This is a genomic window from Micromonospora sp. NPDC049047, assembly GCF_040649135.1.
In the GTDB taxonomy this organism is placed as follows: domain Bacteria; phylum Actinomycetota; class Actinomycetes; order Mycobacteriales; family Micromonosporaceae; genus Micromonospora.
This window is the reverse complement of record NZ_JBEZEY010000029.1, coordinates 1-22877: the sequence shown is the minus strand read 5'-3', so window position 1 is coordinate 22877 and position 22877 is coordinate 1. Positions and strand designations below refer to the sequence as shown.

Genomic DNA, 22877 nt, shown 5'->3' with positions numbered 1-22877 from the left:
CAGGTGTCCGATAATCGGACATCGGCTGTTTCCTCTGTTGAAGCAGAGCAAAGGATGCCGGCGGGTGGTGCGGTCGAGGGCGCAGTCCGATGCCGACGCCGTGTCGGTCCGCTGACAGCCGCTCCCAGCGGGCAGGATGAGGGCATGGCCGAGCCGCACGACCTGACGGCGCTGGAGCAGGCCGCCGCCATCGCCCGCGGCGAGCTGTCCAGCGTCGAGCTGGTCGAGCACCACCTGCGCCGGGTCGCGGCGCTCGGCGACACCGTGGGCGCGTTCGTCACCGTCACCCCGGACCTCGCCCGAGAGGCCGCCCTCGCCGCCGACGCCACCCCCGTTGACCGGCGCGGTCCGCTGCACGGCGTGCCGACCGCGATCAAGGACCTGACCCTCACCGCAGGGGTCCGCACCACCTTCGGCTCCGCCGCGTTCATCGACTTCGTCCCGCCGGTCGACGCCGACGTGGTCCGGTTCATCAAGGCCGCCGGCCTGGTCAGCCTCGGCAAGACCACCGCATCCGAGTTCGGCTGCTCGCTCTACTCGGAAGGCCGGGTCGCCCCGCCGGCCCGCAATCCCTGGCAACTGGCGTACACCGCTGGTGGGTCCAGCGGCGGCGCGGCGGCGGCGGTGGCGGCCGGGCTGGTGCCGGTTGCCCAGGGGTCCGACGGCGGTGGCTCGCTGCGCATCCCGGCATCGCTCTGCGGCCTGGTCGGCTACAAGCCCAGCCGTGGCCTGGTCTCCGGTGGGCCGCTCGGCTCCGGCGCGTTCGGCCTGCCCACCAGCGGCCCGCTCGGGCGCACCGTCACCGACGTCGCCGCGCTGCTCGACGTCATGGCCGTGCCGGTCCCCGGCGAGCCCTACCTGCCGCCAACCCCGCCGCCGGGCGGCTACCTGGCCACCGCCCGCCGCGCCGCGCCCGGCCGGCTGCGGATCGGCAGGTTCACCACGCCGATGCTCGCCGACGAGCCGGTGCACCCCGACTGCGTGGCCGCCGTGGACCGGGCCGCCGCGCTGCTCACCGCGGCCGGCCACGAGGTGGTCGAGGTGGCACCGCCACTCGGGCCGGCGGCGTGGCCCCTGTTCGAAATCCTCTGGTACGTGCTGGCGCTCGTCCCGGTGCCGCCCCCGCGGGAGGTGGAGCTGCTGCCGCTCACCCGGTTGCTGCGAGCCCGGGGTGGCGAGATCTCCGCCGGCGCCCTGGCCGCCACCCTCGGCGAGTTGCAGGCACAGGTCCGTCTCGGCGTCGGTAGCACCGCCGGTTGCGACCTGCTGCTCTGTCCCACCCTGGCGGCTCCGCAGGCGCCCGTCGGCTGGTTCACCGCCGACGGCGACCCGGCGGCCGATTTCGACAGGCAACGCCGCTTCTCGCCGTACTGCGCCATCTTCAACGTGACAGGCGATCCCTCAGTCTCCCTGCCGGTGGGTGCCACGACCGACGGCCTGCCCGTCGGGGTGCTGCTCACCGGCCGGTACGGCGACGACGCGCGCCTGATCGCGACCGCTGCGCAACTGGAGAACTCCAGTGACGGATGGGATCGGCACCCCGCAATCTGGCGGGCCGTCGACTCCGCTAACGTGAATGGTGACGGAGCCGGGTGGTCAGCATCATGATCGTCCACCCGACCCGGTTGTTCGAGGTCGTCCTTCTTCCGCCTGGGGGCGTTGGGATTGTCTGTTACCGAGACGTTGCTGGTCTTCGTCGGCATCCCGTTGGCCGCGGTGCTGGTCATCGCCGGCCTGTCGTACGCCGGTAGCCGTGGGGGTGCCACCGGCGGTGGCGGTGGCGCCAAGCGCTACCGGCCGGGCCGGCCCTTCGACTTCACTCCGGTCTGGTTCGTGGGCCGCCCGGAGCAGCTGGCCGACTCGGCTGGCACCGCGCTGACGGCGGGGGCGCAGGCGCCCGCGCTGACCAGCCACAAGCTTGAGCAGGCCAGCGTCGAGGCGCCGGCCGGTGGAACCGGAGGCGCAAGTGACCGTTGGTGAGAAGCAGGCCGGGTCGGAAAATCCGCCCGAGGTGCTGGACGGGCCCTTCTCGACCCGCCAGCTGCTGCGCATCGACGAGGCGCTGCGCCTGGCTGACAGGGGCACCGGCCTGGTCTTCTCGGTCTTCGTCGGCGGTCTCGACGAGCCGATCCGGGAGCACGCCCAGCGGCTGCACCGCCAGCTCGCCGACCCCGACAAGTCGGTGCTGATCGCGGTCTCGCCCAACCAACGCCAGTTGGAGATCGTCACCGGGCGTTACGCGCGCAAGCGCATCCCCGACACGTACGCCAAACTGGCAGCGCTCTCCATGGCCGGCGCGTTCAGCGGCGGTGACCTGGCCGGCGGCATCATCAACGGCCTCGACCAGCTCGCCAGCCACGCCGGCAAGGGCTGAGCCCCTCGTACGACGAAGCCCGGCCCGCTGGAGAGCGGGCCGGGCTTCGGTGTGTCTGGACGTCTCAGCGGGGCCAGACGGAGGGGTCGAGGAGCATCGGCCACGGCTCGTCGATCTGCACCGGATCGTCCGGGCCGACTGTGCCGAGCAGGTTGTAGTGAACGCCCTTTACCAGCTCGTAGCGGTATACGACGGGACCGAAGTCGCCACGTTCGACACGCCAATAGGCGGGAATGCCTGCCTCGGCGTAGAGCGACGGTTTGGTGAACCGGTCATGTCGACGGCTGCTGCTCACGCCAGCCCCGCTCCGGGGGCTGCCACTGGTAGGTCGGATGCGCCATCGCGTTCACCTCCTTCCGCAACCATAACGGCCCGGGCCGGCGTGAGCTCTCCGCCCACGCCGGCCCGGGCCGGTCACGCCGCTGTTCAGGCGCTCTGCGCGTCCTTGGCGCGGGCCTTGAGCGCCCGCACCACACCGTCGCGGCCCTCGGCGACCAGGCGACGCAGCGGACCCGGGTGGCCGTCCTCGGCCAGCCACGCGTCGGTGGCGGCCACCGTCTCGTCGTCCACCAGGTAGACCGGGTACGCGAGCTGGGCGAACTCCTGCGCCGGCTCGCTGTCCCGGCTGGCCCACACCTGGCCGATCGCCGCGAAGTAACGCTCCCGGTAGGGCGCGATCAGGTCCACCTGCGTCGGGTGGGCCAGGCCCTGCAACAGCGCCCGGTTCCGCCAGTTCGGCAGCGCGTCCGGGCCGGTCAGCAGCGCCCACACGGCCGCCTTGTTCTCCGCCGTCGGCACCAGCGCGTGCGCGTACGCGGCCTCCCGCTCGCCGCTGGCCGTACGGTCGCCGGCCAGCTCCGCCTCGATCTCGGGCGCGCCGGCCGCGCCGTTGGCGACAAGCGCGCCGAGCACCGTCCAGCGCAGCTCGGTGTCCACGGTCAGCCCTTCCGGCGCGCCGGTGCCGTCCAGCCAGCCGCGTAGCGTGGCCAGGTCCTCGTCGGAGCGGGCGGCCGAGGTGAACGCCCGGGCCCAGGCGAGCTGGAAGCCGCTGCCCGGCTCGGCGGCGGCAAGCGCGTCCCGGGCGGTGCGGGCCAGGTCGGCCCAGCCGGTCGGCGCCCAGGCCGGATCGGCGTAGAGGGTCAGCGCGGTGGTGGCCTGGCGCAGGGTCGCGGTGACCAGGTTGATGTCGGTCTCTGCGGGCAGCCCGGCCAGCGCCAGCGCCACGTAGTCGCGGGCCGACAGCTCGGCGTCACGGATCATGTCCCAGGCCGCCGTCCAGCAGAGCGCCCGCGCCAGCGACGACTCGAAGCCGCCGATGTGCTGCACCACTGTGGCCATCGACCGGTCGTCGAGGCGCAGCTTGGTGTAGCTCAGGTCGTCGTCGTTGAGCAGCAGCACGTCGGCGGCCCGGACGCCGCGCAGCTCGGCGAGCTCCGTCCGGTCGCCGGTCACGTCCACCTCGTGCCGCTCACGGCGCACCAGCCGGCCGTCGGTCAGGTCGTACAGGCCCACGCCGATGCGGTGCGTGCGCAGCGTCGGGTACGCCGTCGGCGCCTCCTGGAGGACCGCCACCTGTTCGTACGTGCCGTCCGCGCCGATCGTCACCTCCGGACGCAACGTGTTGACCTGCGCGGTCTCCAGCCACTGCGCGGCGAACTTGCGCAACTCCCGGCCCGAGGCCGCCTCCAACTCGGTCAGCAGGTCGTCGAAGGTGGCGTTGCCCCAGGCGTGCTTGCCGAAGTACGCCCGCAGCCCGGCGATGAACGGCTCCTCACCCACGTACGCGACGAGCTGCTTGAGCACGCTCGCACCCTTGGCGTACGTGATGCCGTCGAAGTTGACCTCGACGGCCTCCATGTCCGGCATCTCGGTGTAGACCGGGTGGGTGGAGGAGAGCTGGTCCTGCCGGTAGCCCCAGTTCTTCCGGATGGACAGGAACGTCGTCCACGCCTCGGTGAACCGGGTGGCGTTGGTGTTGCACCAGTGGCTGGCCCACTCGGCGAACGACTCGTTCAGCCACAGGTCGTTCCACCAACGCATGGTGACCAGGTCGCCGAACCACATGTGGGCCAGCTCGTGCAGGATCGTGTTGGCCCGCTGCTCGTACTCGTAGTCGGTGACCTGCGAGCGGTACAGGTAGTGCGACTCGGCGTGCGTCACGCAGCCGAAGTTCTCCATCGCGCCGGCGTTGAAGTCGGGCACCCACAGCTGGTCGTACTTCGGCAGCGGGTAGCGCACGCCGAACTTCTCGTGGAAGAAGTCGAAGCCCTGCTTGGTGATCAGGAACAGGTCGTCGGAGTCCAGATACCGCGCCATCGAGGCCCGGCAGAACACCCCCAGGTCGATGCCGTCGTGGCTGTCGCGCACCTCGTGGTACGGCCCGGCGCACATCGCCGTGATGTAGGTGCTCATCCGGGGCGACTCGGTGAAGTGCAGCGTCTTGAGCCCCTCACCCGCGGGCTCCTCCCGCTGCACTGGCATGTTGGACACCGCCCGCCAGTGCGCCGGAACTGTGGCGTGCCAGGTGTAGACGCTCTTCAGGTCGGGCTGGTCGAAACAGGCGAACACCCGCTGCGCGTCGGCCGTCTCGAACTGGCTGTAGAGGTACGTCTCGCCGTCCACCGGGTCGACCGTCCGGTGCAGGCCCTGCCCGCTCGTGGAGTAACCGAAGTCGGCGTCGACGACAAGGGTGTTGTCGCTCGCCAACGCGGACAGGACCAGGCCCTTCTCGGCGGACCAGTCGGCAAGGTCGACAGGCGTGCCGTTGAGCGTCGCGGACCGCACCGACTCGGCGGCCAACTCGATGAACGTGCTCGCGCCGGGCTCGCTGCAGCGGAACCGGACCTCGGTCGTCGACCGGAACGTGCGGCCCTCGGCCGCCAGCACGGCGCTTGACAGGTCCAGACTGATGTCATACCCCGTCACGTTGAGCAGGCGGGCCCGCTCGGTCGCCTCGACCTGCGTCAGGTTGCGCACTCCCGGCACTGTTTGTCTCCATCCCACATCTCGCCGTACGCCCGGCGGCGCCCGTTCGCCATCCGCTCGTGGCGGTCAGCCCGATTCGAGTCTTCCACGTACGGGCAGCCTGCGGTGGCTGAGGTCACGCTCTCATTCGGGTGCCGATCGACGCGCTGCGGGGTGAAGATTCTCGAAAGGCGTCGGGCTTGCGACGCCAACCGCGCGAAGGGACCCCACCGTGACCGATCGTGTCACCGCCGACATGTGGTTCGACCCGGCCTGCCCGTGGGCCTGGATCACGTCCCGCTGGCTGCTTGAGGTCGAGCAGGTCCGCGCCGTGGACATCCGTTTCCACGTGATGAGCCTCGCCGTGCTCAACGACGGCCGGGACGAGCTGCCCGAGGACTACAAGTCGTTCCTCCGTACCGCCTGGGGCCCGGTGCGGGTCTGCATCGCCGCCGAGCAACGGTACGGCAACGACGCCCTGCGTCCGCTCTACACAGCGCTCGGCACCCGGATCCACCTCGGCAAGCAGGAGCGCAACGAGGAGCTCTACGTCGCCGCGCTCACCGACGCCGGCCTGGACCCGGCGCTGGCGGCTGCCGCCGAGAGCACCGACTACGACGAGGCGCTGCGGGCCAGCCACGAGGCCGGCATGCGCCCGGTCGGGCAGGACGTCGGCACTCCGGTCGTCCACGCGCCCGGCCCGGACGGCAGCCCTGTCGCGTTCTTCGGCCCGGTGATCACCCCGGCCCCGAAGGGGGAGGCCGCCGGTCGCCTCTGGGACGGCGTCCTGCTGGTCGCCGGCACCCCGGGCTTCTACGAGCTCAAGCGCACCCGCGAGCAGGATCCGATCTTCGACTGAGACACGGCGGGCCGCCCGGCCAGTGCCGGGCGGCACCGCGCCGTGCGCGCTCGGCGTGTCGTGGGTCCGCCGTGCCTGCCCCCGTCACCGGTCGACTGCCGGGTCGTTGGCCTGCATGTCCGCCGCAGCGGCCCGCAGGGCCGCACGCCGCAGTTCGTGGAGGCATTCCCGATGGCCAAGCACCGTGCGTCCGGTGACGATCAACTGACCCGGCCGGGGGTGATCGAGACTCCCGGCGCGGCCTACTGGTCGGTCGACGACTCCCGCTGGCCGGCGGTCCGTCCCGACCTTCCCGCCCACGTGGTGGATCTGCTCGCCCCGCCCATCGTGGTCGGGGTGGCCCGGGTCCCGGTGACCTCCCTGCTGACCCCGGCCGAGCCGGCGGCACCGCTCGCCGCTGCCGCGCCGGCCGAACCCGCGCCGCCCCCGCCGGCCCCCGCCGCGCCGCGACCGGTGCCGACACCGCCGTTGAGCCCGCGACCCGTCCCGTCGCCGCCTCCCGAGCGTCCGGTGCCGGGGCCGCCCGCGTCGCCCCGCCGGGCCGTGAACACCGGGCCGATCGGGACCGGTCGACGGGTGAACGCCGGACCGGCGGCGGCGGGCAGGCACCGCCGGGGCACCTCCGACCGCGCCAGCTGACCGGCTCGGCCCCTTTCATCTGGTGGACCCCACGCGGGTCCCCGTCGGCGGCGACACCGCCGCCGGTAGCGTCAGTGGGTATGACCGTCGTGCATCCGATCTCCCGGGCGTGGGTCACCACTGGTGGCACCGGCGCGCAAAACTACGACGAGTTCGCCGACGACGCGGAGATCACCGCGATCATCGAGGCGAACCCGCACAGTGCTCTCGGCATCGAGATGCCGCATCGCGCCCCGCAGAGCCTGGGCAAGTCGTTCCTCGACGCGCTGCCCGACGCGGTGGCCCGCCTCGCCGAGGCGAAGGCCGACGGCAGCTACACCCCCGCCGAGCAGGTGGTGGTGCTCTACCGGATCAGCGCGCCCGGCGAGGAGTCGGCGTACGGGCTGTTCGCGATGGTGGACACCGACCAGATCTCCACCCGGGCCGACGAGCCGGGCCTTGTCATCCGCAACGAGGACGTCTTCATCGCCAAGGTGCGCGAGCGGGTGGCGTTGGCCGACGCGCTGGGCCACCTGCTCTCACCCGTACTCCTGTTGCAGACCGGGCGCGGCGACGAGCTGCACGCCGCGCTCGCGGCGGCGACCGAGACGGCCGGTGCGCCCGTCGCGACGGACACCGACCAGGCGGGCCGCACCCATGCCATCTGGTTGCTCGGTCCCGGCCCGGAGCAGGCGACGCTCACCGCTCTCGCCAGCGGTGGGGAGCTGGTGGTCGCCGACGGCAACCATCGCAGCCTGGCCGCACAGACCGGCGGGCTGCCGCGCTTCCTGGCCGTGGTCACCACGCCCGCGTCGGTGGCCATCCAGCCCTACAACCGCCTTGTCAGTGAGCTGACCACCACCCCGGCCGAGCTGCTCGACCGGCTGCGCGCGGCGGGCGCCGAGGTCACGCCGATCGACGGCCCGGTCGAGGTGCCGGCGGCCGGCGGCACCGTGCACCTCCGCCTCGGCGACCAGGGGTACGCGGTGCGCCTGCCGGCCACGGCCGCCGGTGACCTGGAGAACCTGGACCACGCCCTGGTCGAGCGGCTGCTGCTGCGCGACGCCCTCGGCCTGGACCCGGGCGACAAGCGGATCACCTACGTCGGCGGTGACTACCCGGCGAGCTGGCTCACCGGTGAGGTCGACGCCGGACGGGCCGAGTTGGCGATCCTGATCGCGCCGGTGACAGTGGCGGACTTCGTCGCGGTGAACCTGGCCCGCGAGAAGATGCCCCGCAAGAGCACCTGGTTCACCCCGAAGGCGCGCGGCGGTCTGGTCGTCGCTGAGCTGCCGCGCTGAGCGGTCCCACACCCGACCGTGTGACGAACCCGGCTCTCCGACGCCGCCCGTGCGGCGTCGGAGAGCGCGGCCTGACAGACTGCGCGGTATGCGCGTCTACCTGGGATCCGATCACGCCGGTTTCGAGTTGAAGGTGCACCTGGCCAACCACCTGGCCAAACAGGGGTACGACGTGGTCGACGTCGGCCCGCACAGCTACGACCCGGACGACGACTACCCGACGTTCTGCCTGCACACCGGCGACCAGGTGGTGGCCGACGAGACGGGCCTTGGTGTGGTCATCGGTGGGTCCGGCAACGGTGAGCAGATCGCCGCGAACAAGGTCGCCGGGGTCCGCGCCGCGCTGGCCTGGAGCGTGGAGACCGCTCAGCTGGCCCGCCAGCACAACGACGCGAACGTGGTAGCGATCGGTGCCCGCCAGCACACCTTGGACGACGCCACAGGCATCGTCGAGGCATTCCTGAACACGCCGTTCTCCGGAAACGAGCGGCATGCCCGTCGGATCGCCCAGGTGGCCGACTACGAGAAGACCCGGCAGCTGCCCGACCTGCCCTGACGGGTCAGCGCGGCGAGCGGGGCAACTCCTCGCGGGGCACCCAGTTGCGTCGGACGACCACCACCCGGGCCTCCGCCTCGGCGAGGTCGTCGTCGGTGGGCCGGGCCGCGTCCCGGGCCCGTAGCGCGGCGCTGAGCCCCACCTGGGACGACCCGGAACCGACCAACCCGCGCAGGCCCCGCTCGCCGTCGCGCTCGTCACCGCCGAAGTTCCGCCGGCGCGGGGGCGGGTCGTCGCCGTCGTGCACGCCGGCGGTGCTGGCCGTCGGGCTGTCGGCGCTCCGACCGGCCGCCTCACTGTCGGAATGGTGGCGTAGCCGTCGCCGTCGTCGGTCGGGGTCACCCATCAGCCGACCGTACCCCGCCCGGCGGACGATTCGGCACTGTCGTGCCGGTCCGCGTCCCGGGCGGGTTCGGCGACCTGTTTGTCGGCTGGTTACGCTCGGATTCAGGCGGCGGTGATGCCGTCGGTCAGGGGGAGGACGAGATGGCAGACCAGACGCAGCCGTGGGCGGAGCGGACCGTGGAGGTGCCACCGCAGGCCGGCGTCGGGGTGCCGCCGCAGCGTGACGGGTTCCGCCGGGGCGTTGCTCCGGTGGGTCAGCCGCGCAGCCCGCGGACCGAGCCGTTCCCGGTGGTCGAGCAGGAGCCGACCGGCACCGGCTGGCCCGGTGAGCCCACCCCGCGCCGGCCGCTGAGCTGGCGGATGGCGCAGCTGCGGCGCGGCGGTGAGTGGAGTTCGGCGGCTGGGATGTTCGCGTTCGTCTGCTGGGGGATCTGGGCGCTCTCCGGCCAGGGCGACCTGAGTGGCCCGCTGCTGGTGCTGGTGCTCAGCCTGCTGGTGGCGATCGGGCTGTTCGCCCTGTCCCGACTGGTCGGCCGGGTGGTGTGGGAGCGGCAGCTCGGACGGGTGCGGCGCAGCGCCCGAGGCGCTCACCTGGCGACCGCGGTGTTCCTCGTCGGCCTGGGCGTGGCGTGGCTCCAGCAGACCGACTGGGTCGTGTCGGCCTGGAACTGGATCTCCTCGAACTGATCGCGGGGCGCGTACGGGCGGGTCGGCTCGCCGCCCGCCCGTACGCCCGTTCGCGGCACGCCGCGACACCGGTCGTCTCCCCACCAGGCAAGGCTGCTGCTTACCCGGCCGGCCACGGTTCATCCGTGTCCGGCCGATCCGGCTGTCACCTCGTTCGGGGTCCTTCGATCCCGGCGGTGGCGTCAGTGGCTGCCGCCGTGCCCCTCGGCGTCGGCGCGGGGCGAGACGACCCGGGCGGCCGGATCCTCGACGCCAGGCTCGCCGCCGTCGGGGGCCACCATCCCGTCGTAGTTGTAGAGCGGCTGGCCGTCGTCGTGCTGCTTGGTCGTCTTGATGTAGCGGTGCATCATGCCGTCGTTCTCCACCTCGACGAGGGCCTCGCCGCCGGTGTCGTGGGTGCTGCCGTCGTAGGGGCCGCCAATGAGGTGGGCTGTCGTGTTCGTGTCCATGCACTAGGCCGTACCCACGGGTCACTGGGCGGAAACTGGCGAAATGTCGCCGGCTGCTCCGATGGCTCCCGGAGCGGTGTCGTGCCCCGGCGCGGACACGACACCGCCGAGAGGATCAGGGGGCGGGCTGGGCCGCCGCGTGGTCGCGGGCCACCCGGACCAGTTCCACAAGCCCGCCCGCGTACTCCTGGGACTCGCTGTGCGCCTCGTCGAACGGCGGCTGGAAGCCGACGCCCTCCCACTCGCCGGTCGCCGGGTTCCACAGGTCGTTGCCGACCTCGAAGTCCCAGGCGAAGATGCCCAGCTCGTAGTAGAGCTGGTCCGCCGAGTTGCCGGCGGCGGAGTACAGCACGTCGGCGACCGGGCCGGTCTGCGACGGCCAGGTGACGGTCCCGCGTTCCTGCGCGATGGCGCCGACGATCCGCCGGGCACTGTTGAGGAACAGCGTCGACTCGTCGATCGACGGTCGCGGCAGGGTGATCCGGCCATCGGCCCGGTACGCCCCCGGCGGCCACATGAAGTACCCACCGTAGGAGTGCACGTTCATCGCGAACCTGATGTTCGGGTGAGCCTGGGCGAGCGCGATCACGTTGCTGCTCTCCGCCTCGGACAGCTCGGCGGTGCCCGCGTAGGTGCCGGAGAGGCAGTTGGCGCTGGCGCCCACGTACCCGTCGAAGTACGACCCGACTGTGTAGTTGCGGTTGACGTCCACACCCCACGAGGTGCGGTACTTCGGGTCGCGGGTCGCGCCGGTGCAGTGGTTGACGAGGTTCTTGCGCTGCATGTTGAAGTCGTTGAACGAGTAGTTCGCGCCATCCGGGTTGACCGTCGGGATGACGAAGATGTCGACCTGTTCCAGCAGCTCGCGGGTAGCCGGGTCGGTCCGGGAGTTCGCCAGCATCCGCTCGGCGAACTCCAGCGTCACCAGCGGCGTGGCCCACTCCCGGGCGTGTTCCTGGGAGTACGCGAGCACGCCGACCCGGGAGCCGTCCCGGTGCACGCCGAGGCGCAGCGCCTGCACCGTCCACGGCCGCTTCGGCACCTCGGTGCCCTGCAGTCCGTCGTCGAGCCGGGCCGGACCGGCGACCGGCATGGGCAGCCCGGTCGAGCCGTCCTCGACGGTGGCCCGGAACCGGTTCGGCTGGCGGGCGTTGATCGCCGCGGCGACCTCGTCGGTGGTGCTCACCGTCTTGCCGGCGGTGTCGGTGGCAAGCGACACGGTCAGCACGCGATCGCGGTAACCGACGGTCAACTGTCGGTTCCGCCGACCCGGGTCGACAGTCCGCACCTGCACCCCGTTCATGCCCTGGTCGCCGAAGCGGACCGACTCGACCACCACGGCCGCAGCCGCCGGATCACCCAGGTACGCGACGGCGTTGCGCCGGTACCCCTGGGTCTTGTTCGGCAGGTCGATCACGTCCACCAGATCCCGGTACTGGCGGGCCAGTCGCTTGATCCGCGCCTGGATGTCGGTCGGCGTGAGGTACGCGTCGATGAAGTCCTTCTGGTAACCGGTCGGCAGGGGCGGTGGGGTCGCGTTCGGCCAGAGCGTCGGCGTGATCACGCGGCTGACCCCGCCGAGGCTGGAGGTGGCGGTCAACTGAACCGGCCGGCTCGGCACCGGCTGGGGCAGGTTGTAGTGGTACTGGTACTCGCCGGAGTCCTCGAACCGGTACAGCGGGAACGACCCGGTGGCGCCGTCCGCCGTTCGCCAACTGACGGTGATCTCCACGTCCGGGTCGTCGGTGGCGGTGGTGGCCACCTGGGCCTGGAGGAACGTCTGACCGTTCGTGGTCCACCAGTACGCCTGCTGCACCTGGAGGGTGTCCACTGCCGCGGCGGCGGTGGTCCGCTGGCCGGCGGCCGGAGCGCGCAGTCCGGCGGCGGTGCGGGCCTGCGCGGCGCGCACGCTCTCGGCATGGTGGCGGCTGCCGTCCCCGGCGCGCTGCACGACCTGTACGGCCTTCGCGCCCTGGGCGGTCAGCTCGGCGAGCTGCGTGCCGCTGAGCACGAGGTCGGCGATGATCCGTCCGTCCCGCGCCCGGGGCCGGTTGGCCAGGTCAGCACCGGTGGCGACGAGCCGGTCGAGCTGTGCCTGGTCGCGGAGCTGCACCCGGACCAGTGCGGTCTCGGTGGCGCTCAGGGTGATCTGTGGTGCGGGATCCGCGGGTGCCGCGGTTCCCGGAGAGGGGTGGGACAACACTGCGCTGAACAGGATCGCTGTGGTGGCGGCAGCTGTCCACCGTCGTCGGACGATCATGTGCCCTCCTGACGGACATCGATGTGCCTGGTCCTTACACCAGTGCATAGATCGACACCTGTCAAGGTGAGGTGGCGCGTCCAGCGACTTCCCGGCGCGCCTGGCGTCCTCCCGGCGCGTTTATCCCACCGAGAAAAGTGTCCGACTTCCAAAGCAACCCATCCGGTCGGACCCCGCGTGACTATCTCGACACGGGGATCGGAGGCCTGAATGAGCGACCGCGACAAGGCGTTCGCCGAGTACTTCGCGGCACGGTCCGCTGCCATGCGCTCCACCGCGTACCTGCTGTGTGGCGACTGGCATCGGGCGGAAGACCTGGTGCAGACCACTTTTGTCAAGCTCTACCGGGTCTGGCACCGGATCTCGCGGCACGAGGTGCTCGACAGCTACGTCCGGCAGATCCTGATCCGGACGTTCCTCGACGAGCGGCGTCGCGGTTGGTGGCGGCGCGAGCGGGTGGGGAGCGAGGAGGCCGAGCCGGCGGCTGTCGCCGACTCGCCGGAGAGCCGGCTGGTGCTGCTCCAGGCGCTGGCCCGCGTCGCGCCGCGTCAGCGGGCCGTGCTGGTCCTCCGCTACTGGGAGGACCAGTCGGTCGAGGACGTCGCGGCGCTGCTGGATTGCTCTGCGGGGACGGTGAAGAGCCAGGCGGCTCGCGGGCTCGACACGCTGCGCGGCCTCCTGGCACCCACCTACAGCGGGATCGAGATGGGGGAACGATGAACGGAGAAGAGTTGCGCGACGCGTTGCGCAGCGAGATGGCGAGCACCACCCCGCCTCCACCGCCGGATACGGAAGCCACGCTCAGCGCGGCGCGTCGGGCACACAGGCGCCGCCGTGCGGTGTGGGCGTCGCTCGGATCGGCGGCGGTGGTGTTGGCGGTAGCCGGCTTCGCGGCCGTCGGCAGCCCGGAGGGCCCTCTCTACCAGCCGGCGGGCGGCGGGTTCCCGGCCCCGGGTTCTTCGACAGACACCAAGCAGCCGTGGCCGACCGGGCCGGACGGTCAACCGCAGGAGGACCGGACCGCGCGGGCCGGCTCCAAGTACGACAAGGGGGTCCACCTGCTCAACGAGGTCGTCGCAGTGGTACCTGCCGGCTTCACCGCGCCGGAGGATCCGGCTGACCTGCCGGCTGACGAGCGGGTGTTGCGGACCCACCAGGCGCAGTTCGAGGAGAAGGTCGACGGCGTCGACAGGTGGAGTTACCTCTCCTCGGTCGCCGTGGCCCAGGGCAACGGCACCGGGCGGGTGATCGTCGAGGTGCACGACGCCGGCACCCGGTTGCCGACCGAGCCGTGCGCTCTGGCCCGCAACTTCTGGGGCATGCAGGGCGAATGTCAGGTCGAGACCGTCGGAGCGGCGCAGGTCGGCGTGGTGGTGCGACCGGGCAACGACGACCGGCTCGACCAGTGGTCGGCGTACCGGCACCCCGACGGCGTGGTGGTCTACGTGGCGCAGGGCGCGCAGCTCGACGAGACCCGGGCGGCGTTGGCCAGGTTGCCCTTCTCCGTGCCGCAGTTGGCGGCCCTCGCGGTCGACGACCGGTTTCACCTGCGGTGATCCGCTCCCGCCCGGGTTCCGGCCCGGGCGGGGCGTCGGCCTACTCGACGTAGGCCAACTGCACGAGCGTGGTGCGACGGCCACGACGCACCAGCCGCCCCCGGCCGGGGGGTTGGACGGAGAGGTGGGCCTGCGGCCAGAGCTGGCCCTCCTGCCGCTCGCCGGAGAGCAGCAACCCGGCGCAGCCGACCTCCTTCATCCGCTGCGGCACCGGCTCGTGAATGGCCCGGCCGGCGCCGCCGCTGCGCCGCGTCAGCACCAGGTGGAAGCCGAGGTCCTTCGACTGCGGCAGGAACTCCAGGAACGGCCCCAACGGGCCGGCGCCGCCAGTGGGCAGCAGGTCGTAGTCGTCGCAGAGCACCACGATCTCCGGCCCCGTCCACCACGACCGGCTGCGTAGCTGATCGACGGTGAGAGTGTCGGGTGGTAGCCGGTCGTGGAGTACCGAGGCGAGATTCTGCACCAGGCCCTGGGCGGCCTTGGCGGTGCCGGCGTACGCGCCGAGATAGGCCTCGGGCACCGCGTCCAGCATGGTGCGCCGCAGGTCGATGACCGCGAAGACCAACTCGTCGTCGGTGAACTGCGCGCTCAGGTCCCGGACCAGCAGGCGGAGCAGCGACGTCTTGCCGCTTGCCGAGTCGCCGAAGACGAGCAGGTGCGGGTCGGTGCCGAACAGGTCGAGCATGGTGGGTCGCAGCTCGGCCTCGTCGAGCCCGAGCCGGACCCGCCGGTCGGCGGGGAGCCCGTTGGCCACCTCCCCGTACCCGATCATGGTGGGTAGCATCCGGATGGCGGGCGCCGACGGGCCGGTCCAGGCCGTGGCCACCCGGGACACCAGATCGTCGAGCCCCTTCGGCAGGGTGGTCACGTCGTCGCTGCCATCGATGCGGGGCAGCGCGATGTGCGCGGTCAGCGCGTCCTGGGTCAGGCAACGGCCCGGGGTGTCGGCGCGCAGGTTCTCGGCGGCCTGCCGCTTGATGGTCGAGTCCAGCGGGTCGTTCAACCGGAACTCGATCTTCGAGCCGATCACCGCCTGGAGCTGCATCCGCAGGTCCGACCATCGACCGGCGGTCAACACCAGGTGTACGGCGTAGCCGAGCCCCCGCGAGCCGATGTCCTGGACGAGATCGGCCAGATCCTCGAACTCTGTCTTCAGCACCGGATAGTTGTCGATCACCAGCACGACGTCGGCGGCGGCCAACTCGGGCAGTCGACCCTCCCGGTGCATCCGCCGCATCGTGTCGATCGAGTCGATGCCGTGGGCGGCGAACAGCTCCTCCCGCTCGGTCATCAACATGCTGACCTCGGTCACCGTCCGGCGGATCCGGTCCGGGTCCAGCCGACCGGCCACCCCACCGACGTGCGGCAACCCGGCCAGCGCGTTGAGCGCGCCGCCACCGACATCGACGCAGTAGAACGCGATGTCCTGCGGCGTGTGGGTCAGCGCGGCACCGGACACCAGGCTGCGCAGCAACGTCGACTTGCCGGTCTGCGGCGCGCCGAGCACACAGACGTGCCCACCCGCACCGGAGATGTCGAGCACGAACGGTTCCTGTTTCTGCTCGGTGGGTCGATCGAGCAGGCCGAGCGGAATCCGCAGCCGCCCGCGCCGCTCCACCGGGGCCACCAGGCCGTACGCCGGGTCGATCTCCAGCGGGCCGACGACGGAGTCCAGCGGCAGCGCGGCAGGTAGTGGCGGCAGCCAGATCCGGTGCGCCTGCCGCCCGTGTTCGCGCAACCGGTCCACCACGACGTCCAGGGTGCTCGGCGCCGAGACGCTCTCGTCGGCCGCCGCTGACTCCTCGGTCGTCAACGGCTTCGGCAGGTGCCGGGCCACGTTGTACATCAGGAAGACCGTCGGGTCGGGTGCGGCGTCCACCACCTCCTCGCCGGCCGGCGGCCGGTACGTGCCGGACACGTACGCGGCCTTGAACCGCTCGAAGACAGTGGTATCGACCTTCAGGTAGCCCGATCCGGGCAGCGGCGGCAGCCGGTACGCGTCGGGCACCCCCAGCACGGTGCGGCTCTCCTGCTCGTTGAAGGTGCGCAAGCCCAGCCGGTACGACAGGAACGACTCCAACCCGCGCAGTCGACCCTCCTCCAGCCGCTGCGAGGCGAGCATCTGGTGGATGCCTATCGATCGGCCGATCCGGCCGATGGCGATGAACAGCTCGATGAAGTCCGGTTTGGCGGTCAGCAGCTCGCTGAACTCGTCGATGATCACCATCAGGTTGGGCAGTGGCGGCAGCGGCCGGCCGGCGTCCCGCCGCCTGTTGTACTCGGTGATGTTCGCCAGTTGCCCGGCGTCGAGCAGGATCTGCTGGCGGCGCTTCATCTCGCCCTGGATCGCGTCGTGCAGCCGGTCCACCAGGCCGGCGTCGTCGGACAGGTTCGAGATCATCGCCGAGGTGTGCGGCAGGTGTTCCAACCCGGCGAAGGTCGCGCCACCCTTGTAGTCGACGAGCACCAGGCTGAGCCGCTCGGGCGGATGGGTCATCGCCAGGGTGAGCACCAGCGTCCGCAGGACCTCGGACTTGCCGGAGCCGGTCGCGCCGACGCAGAGCCCGTGCGGCCCCATGCCGCCCAACGCGGACTCCTTGATGTCCAGGTGCACCGGGTTGCCGTCCGGGCCCACCCCGAACGGCACAGTGAGGAAGTCCGGGAGCATCCGGGGCGCCCACAGTGAACGCACGTCGTAGCTCGCCTCGTCCACGATGCCGAGCAGGCCCCGCAGGTCGACTGTCGCCTCCAACGGGGCGTCGTCCACCGTGTCGGCCACCAACCGCAGCGGCGAGACCCGTCGGGCCAGCAGCTCCATCTCGGCCAGGTCGAGCTGGTCGACCGTCCCGGCGGGTGCGCCGCGCAACCGCTCGCGCTCGGCCAGGATCGCCTGCGCCCGGGTATCGGTGACCTTGCGCAGATCCTGCACGGTGACCTGGTCGCCCTCGCAGAGCACCCGGACGTCGACCTGGGACGGCTCGTGCTGCTGGTCGTCGACGAGCACCACCACCGCCATGCCCAGGTCGTCGGGGGCGAGGCCGGCTTCGAGGTGACCGAGCGGGTCGGCCCGGCCGGCGGAGATCTGGTCGACCACGACCACCAGCCGACTGCCCCGGAACCGGTGCTGCGGATCGCCAAGTCGCCGGGCCCGGTTGACCTCACCGACGCGCCGGGACAGCTCCGCGGTGAGCAGCGACGCCAGCGCAGTCGGCTCGGCGGCCACCAGTCGCTGCGGGGCCGGGCCGTCGTACTCGCTGGGGTGCAGGCAGTGCGGCAGCCACTTCAGCCAGTCGAACTCCGGCCCGGCGGTGCCGCCGAGCAGCCACGCGAGGCGTACGTCGTCCGGGGCGTGCAGGGTGGCGAGCTGCGCCACCAGCACCCGTACCAGATTGCGGGTGGCGGCCGGGCTGCCGACCACCGACACCACACCGGTGACCGGCACCGCGACCGGCATGCCGTCGAGCAGTCGGTCCCGGTCGACGACCAGCCGGGCGGCGGCCAGGGTGACCGGGTCCAGATCGACCATCGGATTGTTCTCGTCGGCCTGCAGAGTGACCCGACGCCACAGCCGATCCTGTCCGTGCCCGACCCGTAACACCAGGAAATCCGGGTCGGCCAGCCGTCGCTCCCACCGTCGGTGCGGGTCACGGAGCAGGTCCGGCAGCACCTCCGGAGCGGGGTGCCGGTGCTGGGCAGTGGCCCGCTGGGTGACCGCGTCCGCCCGGATCTGGTCGCGGATCCGGTCGATGTACTCCAGGTACCGCTGCCGTTGTCTGGCGAAGCGACGGGCCGCTCCGGTGCGCTGGGTGACGTACGCGGCGATCCCCCCGAACACAGTGGCGACCAGCATGCCGAGCCCGGCGATCATCATGATCGGGTTCTGGTTGGCCATCATCATGAGCAACATGCCGGCCCCGCCCATGATCGGGAGGAAGACCTGCATGACGCCCGCGAACCCACCGCCGCCGTCCGGCACCGCCGGTGGCGAGACCACGTCGAGCGCTGTCGACTCCGGCTCCGGTGGTGGGACCCGGGCCGGTCGGTGAATCACCCGCTGCGTCATCGCGACCCCTTCCGGGCCGAACCGATCGGTGCCTTCGCCGGGTTACCGGTAGTGCTTCGACTGCCTAGAGTAGTACCGGTCCACACAGTGAGCCGACCGTGCGGGGACGGAGGGTCATGGCAACCCGATTCACCCGAGTGACAGTGGTGGCTGGCGGACGCAGCCTCGACATCAGCCTGCCCGCAGCCCGCCCGGTGCTGGAATTCGTGCCGCAGGTGTGCGAGCTGCTCTCGCTCGCGCCCGAAGCCGCCGGGCGCTGGCGACTGTCCACGGTGGCCGCCGGTGGTCTGGACCCCCGCCGCTCCCTGGACGAGGCGGGCATCATCGACGCCGAGACGCTCTACCTGACCCCGCCCGAGCAGGCACCCCTGCCACCGTTCGTCGACGACGTGGTGGACGAGGTCCAGTCCACGTTGGACGGCGACGGCAGCGAATGGCGCGACGCCGCCCGGGTGACCGGCAGCGCGGCACTTGCCGGTGTCGCGGTGCTGACCCTCACGTACGCGCTCACCACCATGCCGGTGCCGGTGGCCGCGGCGCCGGCCATGCTGTTCGTGGTGGCCGCGCTGGCGGTGCTCGCCGGCCGGATGCTCGGCGGGCCCGGCGGCACACTCCTGATCGCCTCCGCCGTGCCGGCCTGGCTGGTCGCCGGCGTCGCGGTGGCCCGGGCGGCCGACTGGCCCGAGCCGGCCTGGTTCACCGCCGGTGCCCTCGGTGCCGGTCTCGGTGCCGCCCTGTTCGTGCTGGCGGGGGAGCGATGGTACGGCGTCGCCGCTGGCGGGCTCGCGGTGACGGTGCTCGGCGGGCTCGGCACCGCGCTGCTCGCCGCCGGGCTCGATCCGCAGCAGGCCGCCGCCGTCGGGTCCGTCGTGGTTGTCTTCGCGGTGGGGCTGGCGCCACAACTCGCGCTCGGCTCGGCCCGCCTCGTCGATCTGCTGCGCCGGCAGGAGGAGAGCCAGTGGGTCGGTCGGCACCTGGTCGCGGCGGCGGTCCGCCGTGGGCAGAGCGTGCTGTCCGGTGCCGTGGTCGGCGTCGCGCTGGCCGCCACCGCCGCCTGCGTGGTGCTGCTGACCGGCCCGGCCGGGGTCGGCGTGCTGCTCGGTGCGGTGCTGGGGCTGGTGTTCGCGCTGCGGTCGCGGGTCTTCACCCGCTTTGGTCAGGTGCTGCCCATGCTCGTGCCGCCGGTGACGGCGGCCACCGTGGCGGTGCTCGGTGCCGTCCGGCTCGCCGACGCCGACGAGGCGGTGCGGGCCTGGTTGGCGGTGGTCGGTGTGCTGGTGGTGGCGGGTGCCGTGCTCTGGGCGGGCCGTCCCCGGTTGGACGACGTGGGTGCGGCCCGGTTGCGACAAATCTTCGACCTGGCCGAGGTGCTCGCGGTGGTCAGCCTCGCGCCGCTGGTGATCGCGGTCTTCGGTGGCTTCGACTGGGCGGCCGGCTGAGCCGAGCGCCGACCGCATCCCCTGATCAGCCGATCAACGCGGTGTGGTCGCCGTGGTCGGCCCCGACCAGCTCGCCGGCCGCGCCGATCGCAGCAGGAGGGGACGCGAAGCGTCCGACACCTGTTCCGTGGCGCTGGTCGGGGCCAGGCCCCTTTTCTGGCGCTGTTGAGCGAGCAGACCGCCGATGCTCGTGATCGCCCAGACCGCGATCAGCAACAGGGCACCGACGACCAGGCTCGCGATCACCGTCGCGTAGGGACGGCGCAGGTCACGTGGGCCGCGCCGGGACCCGTGCAGGAGCGCTGCCTTGGCGGTCGCGGTACGCAGGGCGTGCGCCTCGACCACGACTCGGTCCCGCCCGTCAGCCACGACCGCGCCCAACCCGGTCGTCAGTCATCGTCGCGCCCGGCGTCGTCACTCCTGGCCTCGTCGTCGTTTCCGGCCTCGACGTCGCGCTGGGCCTCTTCGTCGCGCCTGGCCTCGTTGGCCGCCGCCACGTCATCGGGGTCAGCCGGCCTGATGCTCTGGGCCACCGCCACGATCACGTCGTTGAGCACCTGCTCCATCTCGGGGTGCGGTGTTGCGGCGCTGAGCACTGCCGTCCAGGTGGTGCCGGGTAGCGGCAGGAACAGCTGCAACACTGTCGAACGGACCCGGGTTAGGCCGCCCGGCGGCACCGTGGACGCGACGTCGCGATGCAACACCCCCGGCCCGGCCGGCGTCTCGACCTCCTCGGCCGTGCCGGTGCGCGGCAACGTCTGCCGGACCAGGGCCAGGCCGGCCGGCTGGGGGGCCGAGTTGAACCAACCCAGGTGCAGTCCGGCGCTGCCGACCGCACCTGTGGACATCCGACCGAGCTGCACCAGGCTCAGCGACGCGCCAGCGCGTTGACAGTCGGCGACGAGCTGCTCGACGAACTGGAGGACCTCCCGGCGCTCGGCGGCGCGTAACCGCTGCCCGAAGAAGCGATCATCGACCATCCGGGCGGCGCTGCGCTGCCAGGACTCCGGATTGGTGTCGAGCAGCACCCAGTCTGAGGGGACCCCGATGAACCACGGGAAGTCCGGGTGCGGGGCATGCGGGTTGAGCTTCAGGTCGTGGGCGGGCAGCGGATCGAGCATGGAGAGGTCGCTCACGCGGGCACCCCTACGATTCGGTGGGACGCAGCGCGGCGGCGGTCTGGGTGTCGAAGTCGGAGACCATCTTGCCGATCGCGGTGGAGAGCCCACCCCACTCGCCGATGTTGTTCATCAACTCGAGCAGGCTGGTCTTCCACTCGTCGCGAAAATCGGATATCGCGCTCTGGATGTCAGCATGATCATCGGTCAGACCGGCGCAGTCGACCACCCCGCGATGGTCCGTCTCCAATTGATCAGCGAGGGTGGTCAAGTTTCCACCTAGGCTCACCAGCGTCGCGTAAGGATACTGAACGTACGTCATCCCGCCTCCCCGTCATCGCTCGTCAAGGCTAACAACTAACGTCTATACGGGGGGACCCCGATGACCGAGTACCGACAGATCGGCCGGACGATGGTGCGAGCCCTCGACCCCCGCATCACCGCACGGCTGCGGGCCGAGCGGGAGCGCGAGGAAACCCTCTCCGCCCGGCTGCGGCCGGGCGTGATCGCCGTGGTCGGGCCGGGCTCGGGCACCGGCCGCTCGACAGTGGCCGCACTGGTGACCTCGGTGCTGGCCCGCCACCAGGGCACCAAGGTGCTCGCCATGGACACCGGCCACGGTGGTGGCCTGCACGACCGGCTGGCGATCCGGGCCGGTGGGTCGACAGAGGTGGTGCTTGCCGGTCTCGGCCTGCGTGGCGCCACCGCCGGTCGCCGGCCGGCTGTGGGCCACCGGTGGCTGCGGGAGCGTCTCGCCCTGGCCGAGCGGGCGATGCTGCTGGCGGGCCCCCCGGGCGACGCCGAGCCACCGGTCACGGCAGCCGAGTACGGCACGGTCTCGGCGACCCTCAGCCGCTGGTTTCCCCTGCGGGTCGTCGACACCCCGCCGCTTACCGACGATCCGGTCGTGCCGGCGGTGCTGACCCGGGCCGACAGGGTGGTGCTCGTGGCCCCGAACGACGAGCGTGGTCTCCGGTCGCTTGTCGGCTGCCGGTCCTGGATCGCCCCGCTGCTGCGCGAGCCGCTCGACCGGGTCGGCGTCCAGGTGCTTGTCGACAAGGACCCGCAGCCGGGCGCTGCCGCGTCCGGGCCGTCGCTCGGCGATCTCCCCACTTTCGTCCTGCCGTTCGACCCGGCCCTGCGGACCACCGATGCGCTGCACTGGGCTGATTTCGCGAGCGGTACGCGAGAGATCGTTCTTGGCCTGGTCGCGCAGATTGTGCGAGATATGCGACTCGGGTAGCACGTGAATGTCGTTGGGTGTCTATGTTCGAGTGACTGTGGGTCGAGTTCACGGGAGGGGCTTCGGATGGGTGCGAAGTTTTCGATCACCGACAATGCGGTCAATCAACACTCGTCGAATCTGGACACTTCGGTCGCGGCGTTGAACAGTCAGGCGCGGTCGTTCATCAGTGCGATCGAGCCGTTGCCGGCGGTGTGGAAGGGCTCGGCGTTTCAGAGTTGGGATCAGTTGACGCAGCGGTGGAACACGGCGATGGCTGATCTGAACAAGGCGTTGACGGATATTACGAGCCGGGTTGGTTCGGCGGGGCAGCTCTATGACACGTACCACTCGGAGCAGACGAGCCAGTTGCAGTCGACGATGGGGTCGGCCAACTGGGACAGTGCGAAGTTCCGGGGCTGACGGGGAGGGTGCGGGGATCATGGGTGATGTCTTCAGTTACGACGAGTCGACGGCGGGGTCGGCGCAGGGCGATATTGCGTCGGTCGCGAACGGGGTGCAGGCGAGTCTCGATGATCTGACCAACTTCGTCACCCGGGTGAAGGCCAACTGGGAGGGCGACGAGATGGAGATCTACAACGGTATTCAGATGCAGTGGAACACTGCGGCGGACACCGTGAAGCAGATCCTCGACTCGGTCAAGGGTGCTCTGGGTCAGACCACGACGTCGGTGCAGGAGATGCGCGGTCAGGTGCGGGGGACGTTGCAGGGCTGATCGATTGGCACGACCGCGTCCGGGCATCGTTGAAGGTCCGGGCGCGTCGTCGTGGTCCGTGGTGCTGGGCGTGTGGCTGTCCCGTGTCTGGCACTGCGAAGGGCTTGTTGGCGTGGGCACGGGGGAGGTCCGGGCGATGGCTGAGTTTCCGGCGCATTTGTTCAGGATGGATGGTGATCCGTCGGCGATTCGGTCGTCGGCGGGGCGGTGGTCTGGTTTTGGTTCGGCGGCGACGCAGGCGGCGGCGCAGATCACGGGTTTGGATACGAGTCAGTTCGTGGGTCCGGAGGCGGATCTGTTCCGGGAGGGCCTGAATGCCCAGATGCCGGG

At 71.4% G+C, this 22877-nt stretch carries 24 protein-coding genes; 15 read left to right on the top strand and 9 right to left on the bottom strand.

Going from position 1 to position 22877, the window contains the following annotated elements:
• Positions 1 to 144 precede the first annotated feature (144 nt).
• The 3 genes from AB0B86_RS30450 to AB0B86_RS30440 all read left to right on the top strand — a co-directional run bounded on the left by AB0B86_RS30450 (position 145) and on the right by AB0B86_RS30440 (position 2374).
• Complete coding sequence (locus AB0B86_RS30450) at positions 145 to 1608, top strand: amidase (protein ID WP_357406818.1); 1464 nt, start codon at positions 145 to 147, stop codon at positions 1606 to 1608.
• A gap of 75 nt (positions 1609 to 1683) precedes the next feature.
• Complete coding sequence (locus AB0B86_RS30445) at positions 1684 to 1980, top strand: hypothetical protein (RefSeq protein WP_357407091.1); 297 nt, start codon at positions 1684 to 1686, stop codon at positions 1978 to 1980.
• Positions 1967 to 2374: a DUF5130 family protein gene (locus tag AB0B86_RS30440; protein ID WP_357406816.1), complete on the top strand. Its 408-nt coding sequence runs from the start codon at positions 1967 to 1969 to the stop codon at positions 2372 to 2374. The genes AB0B86_RS30445 and AB0B86_RS30440 overlap by 14 nt, the downstream gene beginning before the upstream one ends.
• A gap of 64 nt (positions 2375 to 2438) precedes the next feature.
• On the opposite strand, the gene AB0B86_RS30435 is transcribed toward AB0B86_RS30440, so the two are convergent.
• Entirely contained in the window at positions 2439 to 2669 is a 231-nt protein-coding gene (locus tag AB0B86_RS30435) for a hypothetical protein (protein WP_357406814.1), read from the bottom strand.
• Between the two features lie 131 nt (positions 2670 to 2800).
• Positions 2801 to 5350, bottom strand: a complete 2550-nt coding sequence (gene pepN / locus AB0B86_RS30430; protein ID WP_357420278.1) for an aminopeptidase N — start codon at positions 5348 to 5350, stop codon at positions 2801 to 2803.
• Between the two features lie 220 nt (positions 5351 to 5570).
• On the opposite strand from pepN, the gene AB0B86_RS30425 reads away from it, so the two are divergent.
• The 4 genes from AB0B86_RS30425 to AB0B86_RS30410 all read left to right on the top strand — a co-directional run bounded on the left by AB0B86_RS30425 (position 5571) and on the right by AB0B86_RS30410 (position 8672).
• Entirely contained in the window at positions 5571 to 6197 is a 627-nt protein-coding gene (locus AB0B86_RS30425; RefSeq protein ID WP_357406810.1) for a disulfide bond formation protein DsbA, read from the top strand.
• Positions 6198 to 6368: 171 nt separating this feature from the next.
• Entirely contained in the window at positions 6369 to 6836 is a 468-nt protein-coding gene (locus AB0B86_RS30420) for a hypothetical protein (protein WP_357406808.1), read from the top strand.
• Between the two features lie 80 nt (positions 6837 to 6916).
• Positions 6917 to 8116, top strand: a complete 1200-nt coding sequence (locus AB0B86_RS30415; protein ID WP_357406806.1) for a DUF1015 family protein — start codon at positions 6917 to 6919, stop codon at positions 8114 to 8116.
• 88 nt (positions 8117 to 8204) lie between these two features.
• Positions 8205 to 8672, top strand: a complete 468-nt coding sequence (locus AB0B86_RS30410; RefSeq protein WP_357406804.1) for a ribose-5-phosphate isomerase — start codon at positions 8205 to 8207, stop codon at positions 8670 to 8672.
• 4 nt (positions 8673 to 8676) lie between these two features.
• On the opposite strand, the gene AB0B86_RS30405 is transcribed toward AB0B86_RS30410, so the two are convergent.
• Entirely contained in the window at positions 8677 to 9018 is a 342-nt protein-coding gene (locus AB0B86_RS30405; protein WP_357406802.1) for a hypothetical protein, read from the bottom strand.
• Between the two features lie 140 nt (positions 9019 to 9158).
• On the opposite strand from AB0B86_RS30405, the gene AB0B86_RS30400 reads away from it, so the two are divergent.
• The gene (locus AB0B86_RS30400; protein ID WP_357406800.1) at positions 9159 to 9704 is read left to right on the top strand and encodes a hypothetical protein; all 546 of its coding nucleotides are present in this window, start codon (positions 9159 to 9161) and stop codon (positions 9702 to 9704) included.
• Between the two features lie 182 nt (positions 9705 to 9886).
• Here the strand turns inward: AB0B86_RS30400 and AB0B86_RS30395 are convergent, their stop codons facing one another.
• Positions 9887 to 10153, bottom strand: a complete 267-nt coding sequence (locus AB0B86_RS30395; RefSeq protein ID WP_357406798.1) for a hypothetical protein — start codon at positions 10151 to 10153, stop codon at positions 9887 to 9889.
• 115 nt (positions 10154 to 10268) lie between these two features.
• On the bottom strand, positions 10269 to 12413 hold the full coding sequence (locus AB0B86_RS30390; RefSeq protein WP_357406796.1) for a M14 family zinc carboxypeptidase: 2145 nt from the start codon (positions 12411 to 12413) through the stop codon (positions 10269 to 10271).
• A gap of 210 nt (positions 12414 to 12623) precedes the next feature.
• Between AB0B86_RS30390 and AB0B86_RS30385 the strand changes: the two genes are divergently transcribed.
• Together AB0B86_RS30385 and AB0B86_RS30380 are read left to right on the top strand one after the other, a co-directional pair.
• Complete coding sequence (locus AB0B86_RS30385; RefSeq protein ID WP_357406794.1) at positions 12624 to 13133, top strand: SigE family RNA polymerase sigma factor; 510 nt, start codon at positions 12624 to 12626, stop codon at positions 13131 to 13133.
• Complete coding sequence (locus tag AB0B86_RS30380) at positions 13130 to 13969, top strand: hypothetical protein (protein ID WP_357406792.1); 840 nt, start codon at positions 13130 to 13132, stop codon at positions 13967 to 13969. Before AB0B86_RS30385 ends, AB0B86_RS30380 begins: the two co-directional genes overlap by 4 nt.
• A gap of 40 nt (positions 13970 to 14009) precedes the next feature.
• Here the strand turns inward: AB0B86_RS30380 and eccCa are convergent, their stop codons facing one another.
• The gene (gene eccCa, locus AB0B86_RS30375; protein ID WP_357406790.1) at positions 14010 to 18032 is read right to left on the bottom strand and encodes a type VII secretion protein EccCa; all 4023 of its coding nucleotides are present in this window, start codon (positions 18030 to 18032) and stop codon (positions 14010 to 14012) included.
• A 116-nt stretch (positions 18033 to 18148) separates the two neighbouring features.
• Between eccCa and eccD the strand changes: the two genes are divergently transcribed.
• Positions 18149 to 19471: a type VII secretion integral membrane protein EccD gene (gene eccD / locus AB0B86_RS30370; protein WP_357406788.1), complete on the top strand. Its 1323-nt coding sequence runs from the start codon at positions 18149 to 18151 to the stop codon at positions 19469 to 19471.
• Between the two features lie 33 nt (positions 19472 to 19504).
• On the opposite strand, the gene AB0B86_RS30365 is transcribed toward eccD, so the two are convergent.
• The 3 genes from AB0B86_RS30365 to AB0B86_RS30355 are packed head-to-tail and all read right to left on the bottom strand — an operon-like array spanning position 19505 to position 20911.
• Positions 19505 to 19840 carry a hypothetical protein gene (locus AB0B86_RS30365; RefSeq protein WP_357406786.1) on the bottom strand — a complete coding sequence of 112 codons (336 nt, stop codon included), beginning with the start codon at positions 19838 to 19840 and terminating at the stop codon, positions 19505 to 19507.
• Between the two features lie 20 nt (positions 19841 to 19860).
• The gene (locus AB0B86_RS30360; protein ID WP_357406784.1) at positions 19861 to 20607 is read right to left on the bottom strand and encodes a hypothetical protein; all 747 of its coding nucleotides are present in this window, start codon (positions 20605 to 20607) and stop codon (positions 19861 to 19863) included.
• A 10-nt stretch (positions 20608 to 20617) separates the two neighbouring features.
• Entirely contained in the window at positions 20618 to 20911 is a 294-nt protein-coding gene (locus AB0B86_RS30355; RefSeq protein ID WP_357406782.1) for a hypothetical protein, read from the bottom strand.
• 60 nt (positions 20912 to 20971) lie between these two features.
• On the opposite strand from AB0B86_RS30355, the gene AB0B86_RS30350 reads away from it, so the two are divergent.
• The 4 genes from AB0B86_RS30350 to AB0B86_RS30335 form a co-directional block, all read left to right on the top strand.
• Positions 20972 to 21832 (top strand): hypothetical protein, encoded by an 861-nt coding sequence (locus AB0B86_RS30350; protein WP_357420277.1) that lies wholly within the window; start codon positions 20972 to 20974, stop codon positions 21830 to 21832.
• Positions 21833 to 21898: 66 nt separating this feature from the next.
• A complete protein-coding gene (locus tag AB0B86_RS30345) occupies positions 21899 to 22234 on the top strand; it encodes a WXG100 family type VII secretion target (protein ID WP_357080014.1) in 336 nt (111 codons plus the stop codon).
• A gap of 19 nt (positions 22235 to 22253) precedes the next feature.
• Entirely contained in the window at positions 22254 to 22547 is a 294-nt protein-coding gene (locus AB0B86_RS30340) for a WXG100 family type VII secretion target (RefSeq protein ID WP_357080017.1), read from the top strand.
• A 136-nt stretch (positions 22548 to 22683) separates the two neighbouring features.
• Positions 22684 to 22877, top strand: a 194-nt coding sequence (locus AB0B86_RS30335; protein WP_357420276.1) for a hypothetical protein, incomplete at its 3' end; no start/stop codon positions are given.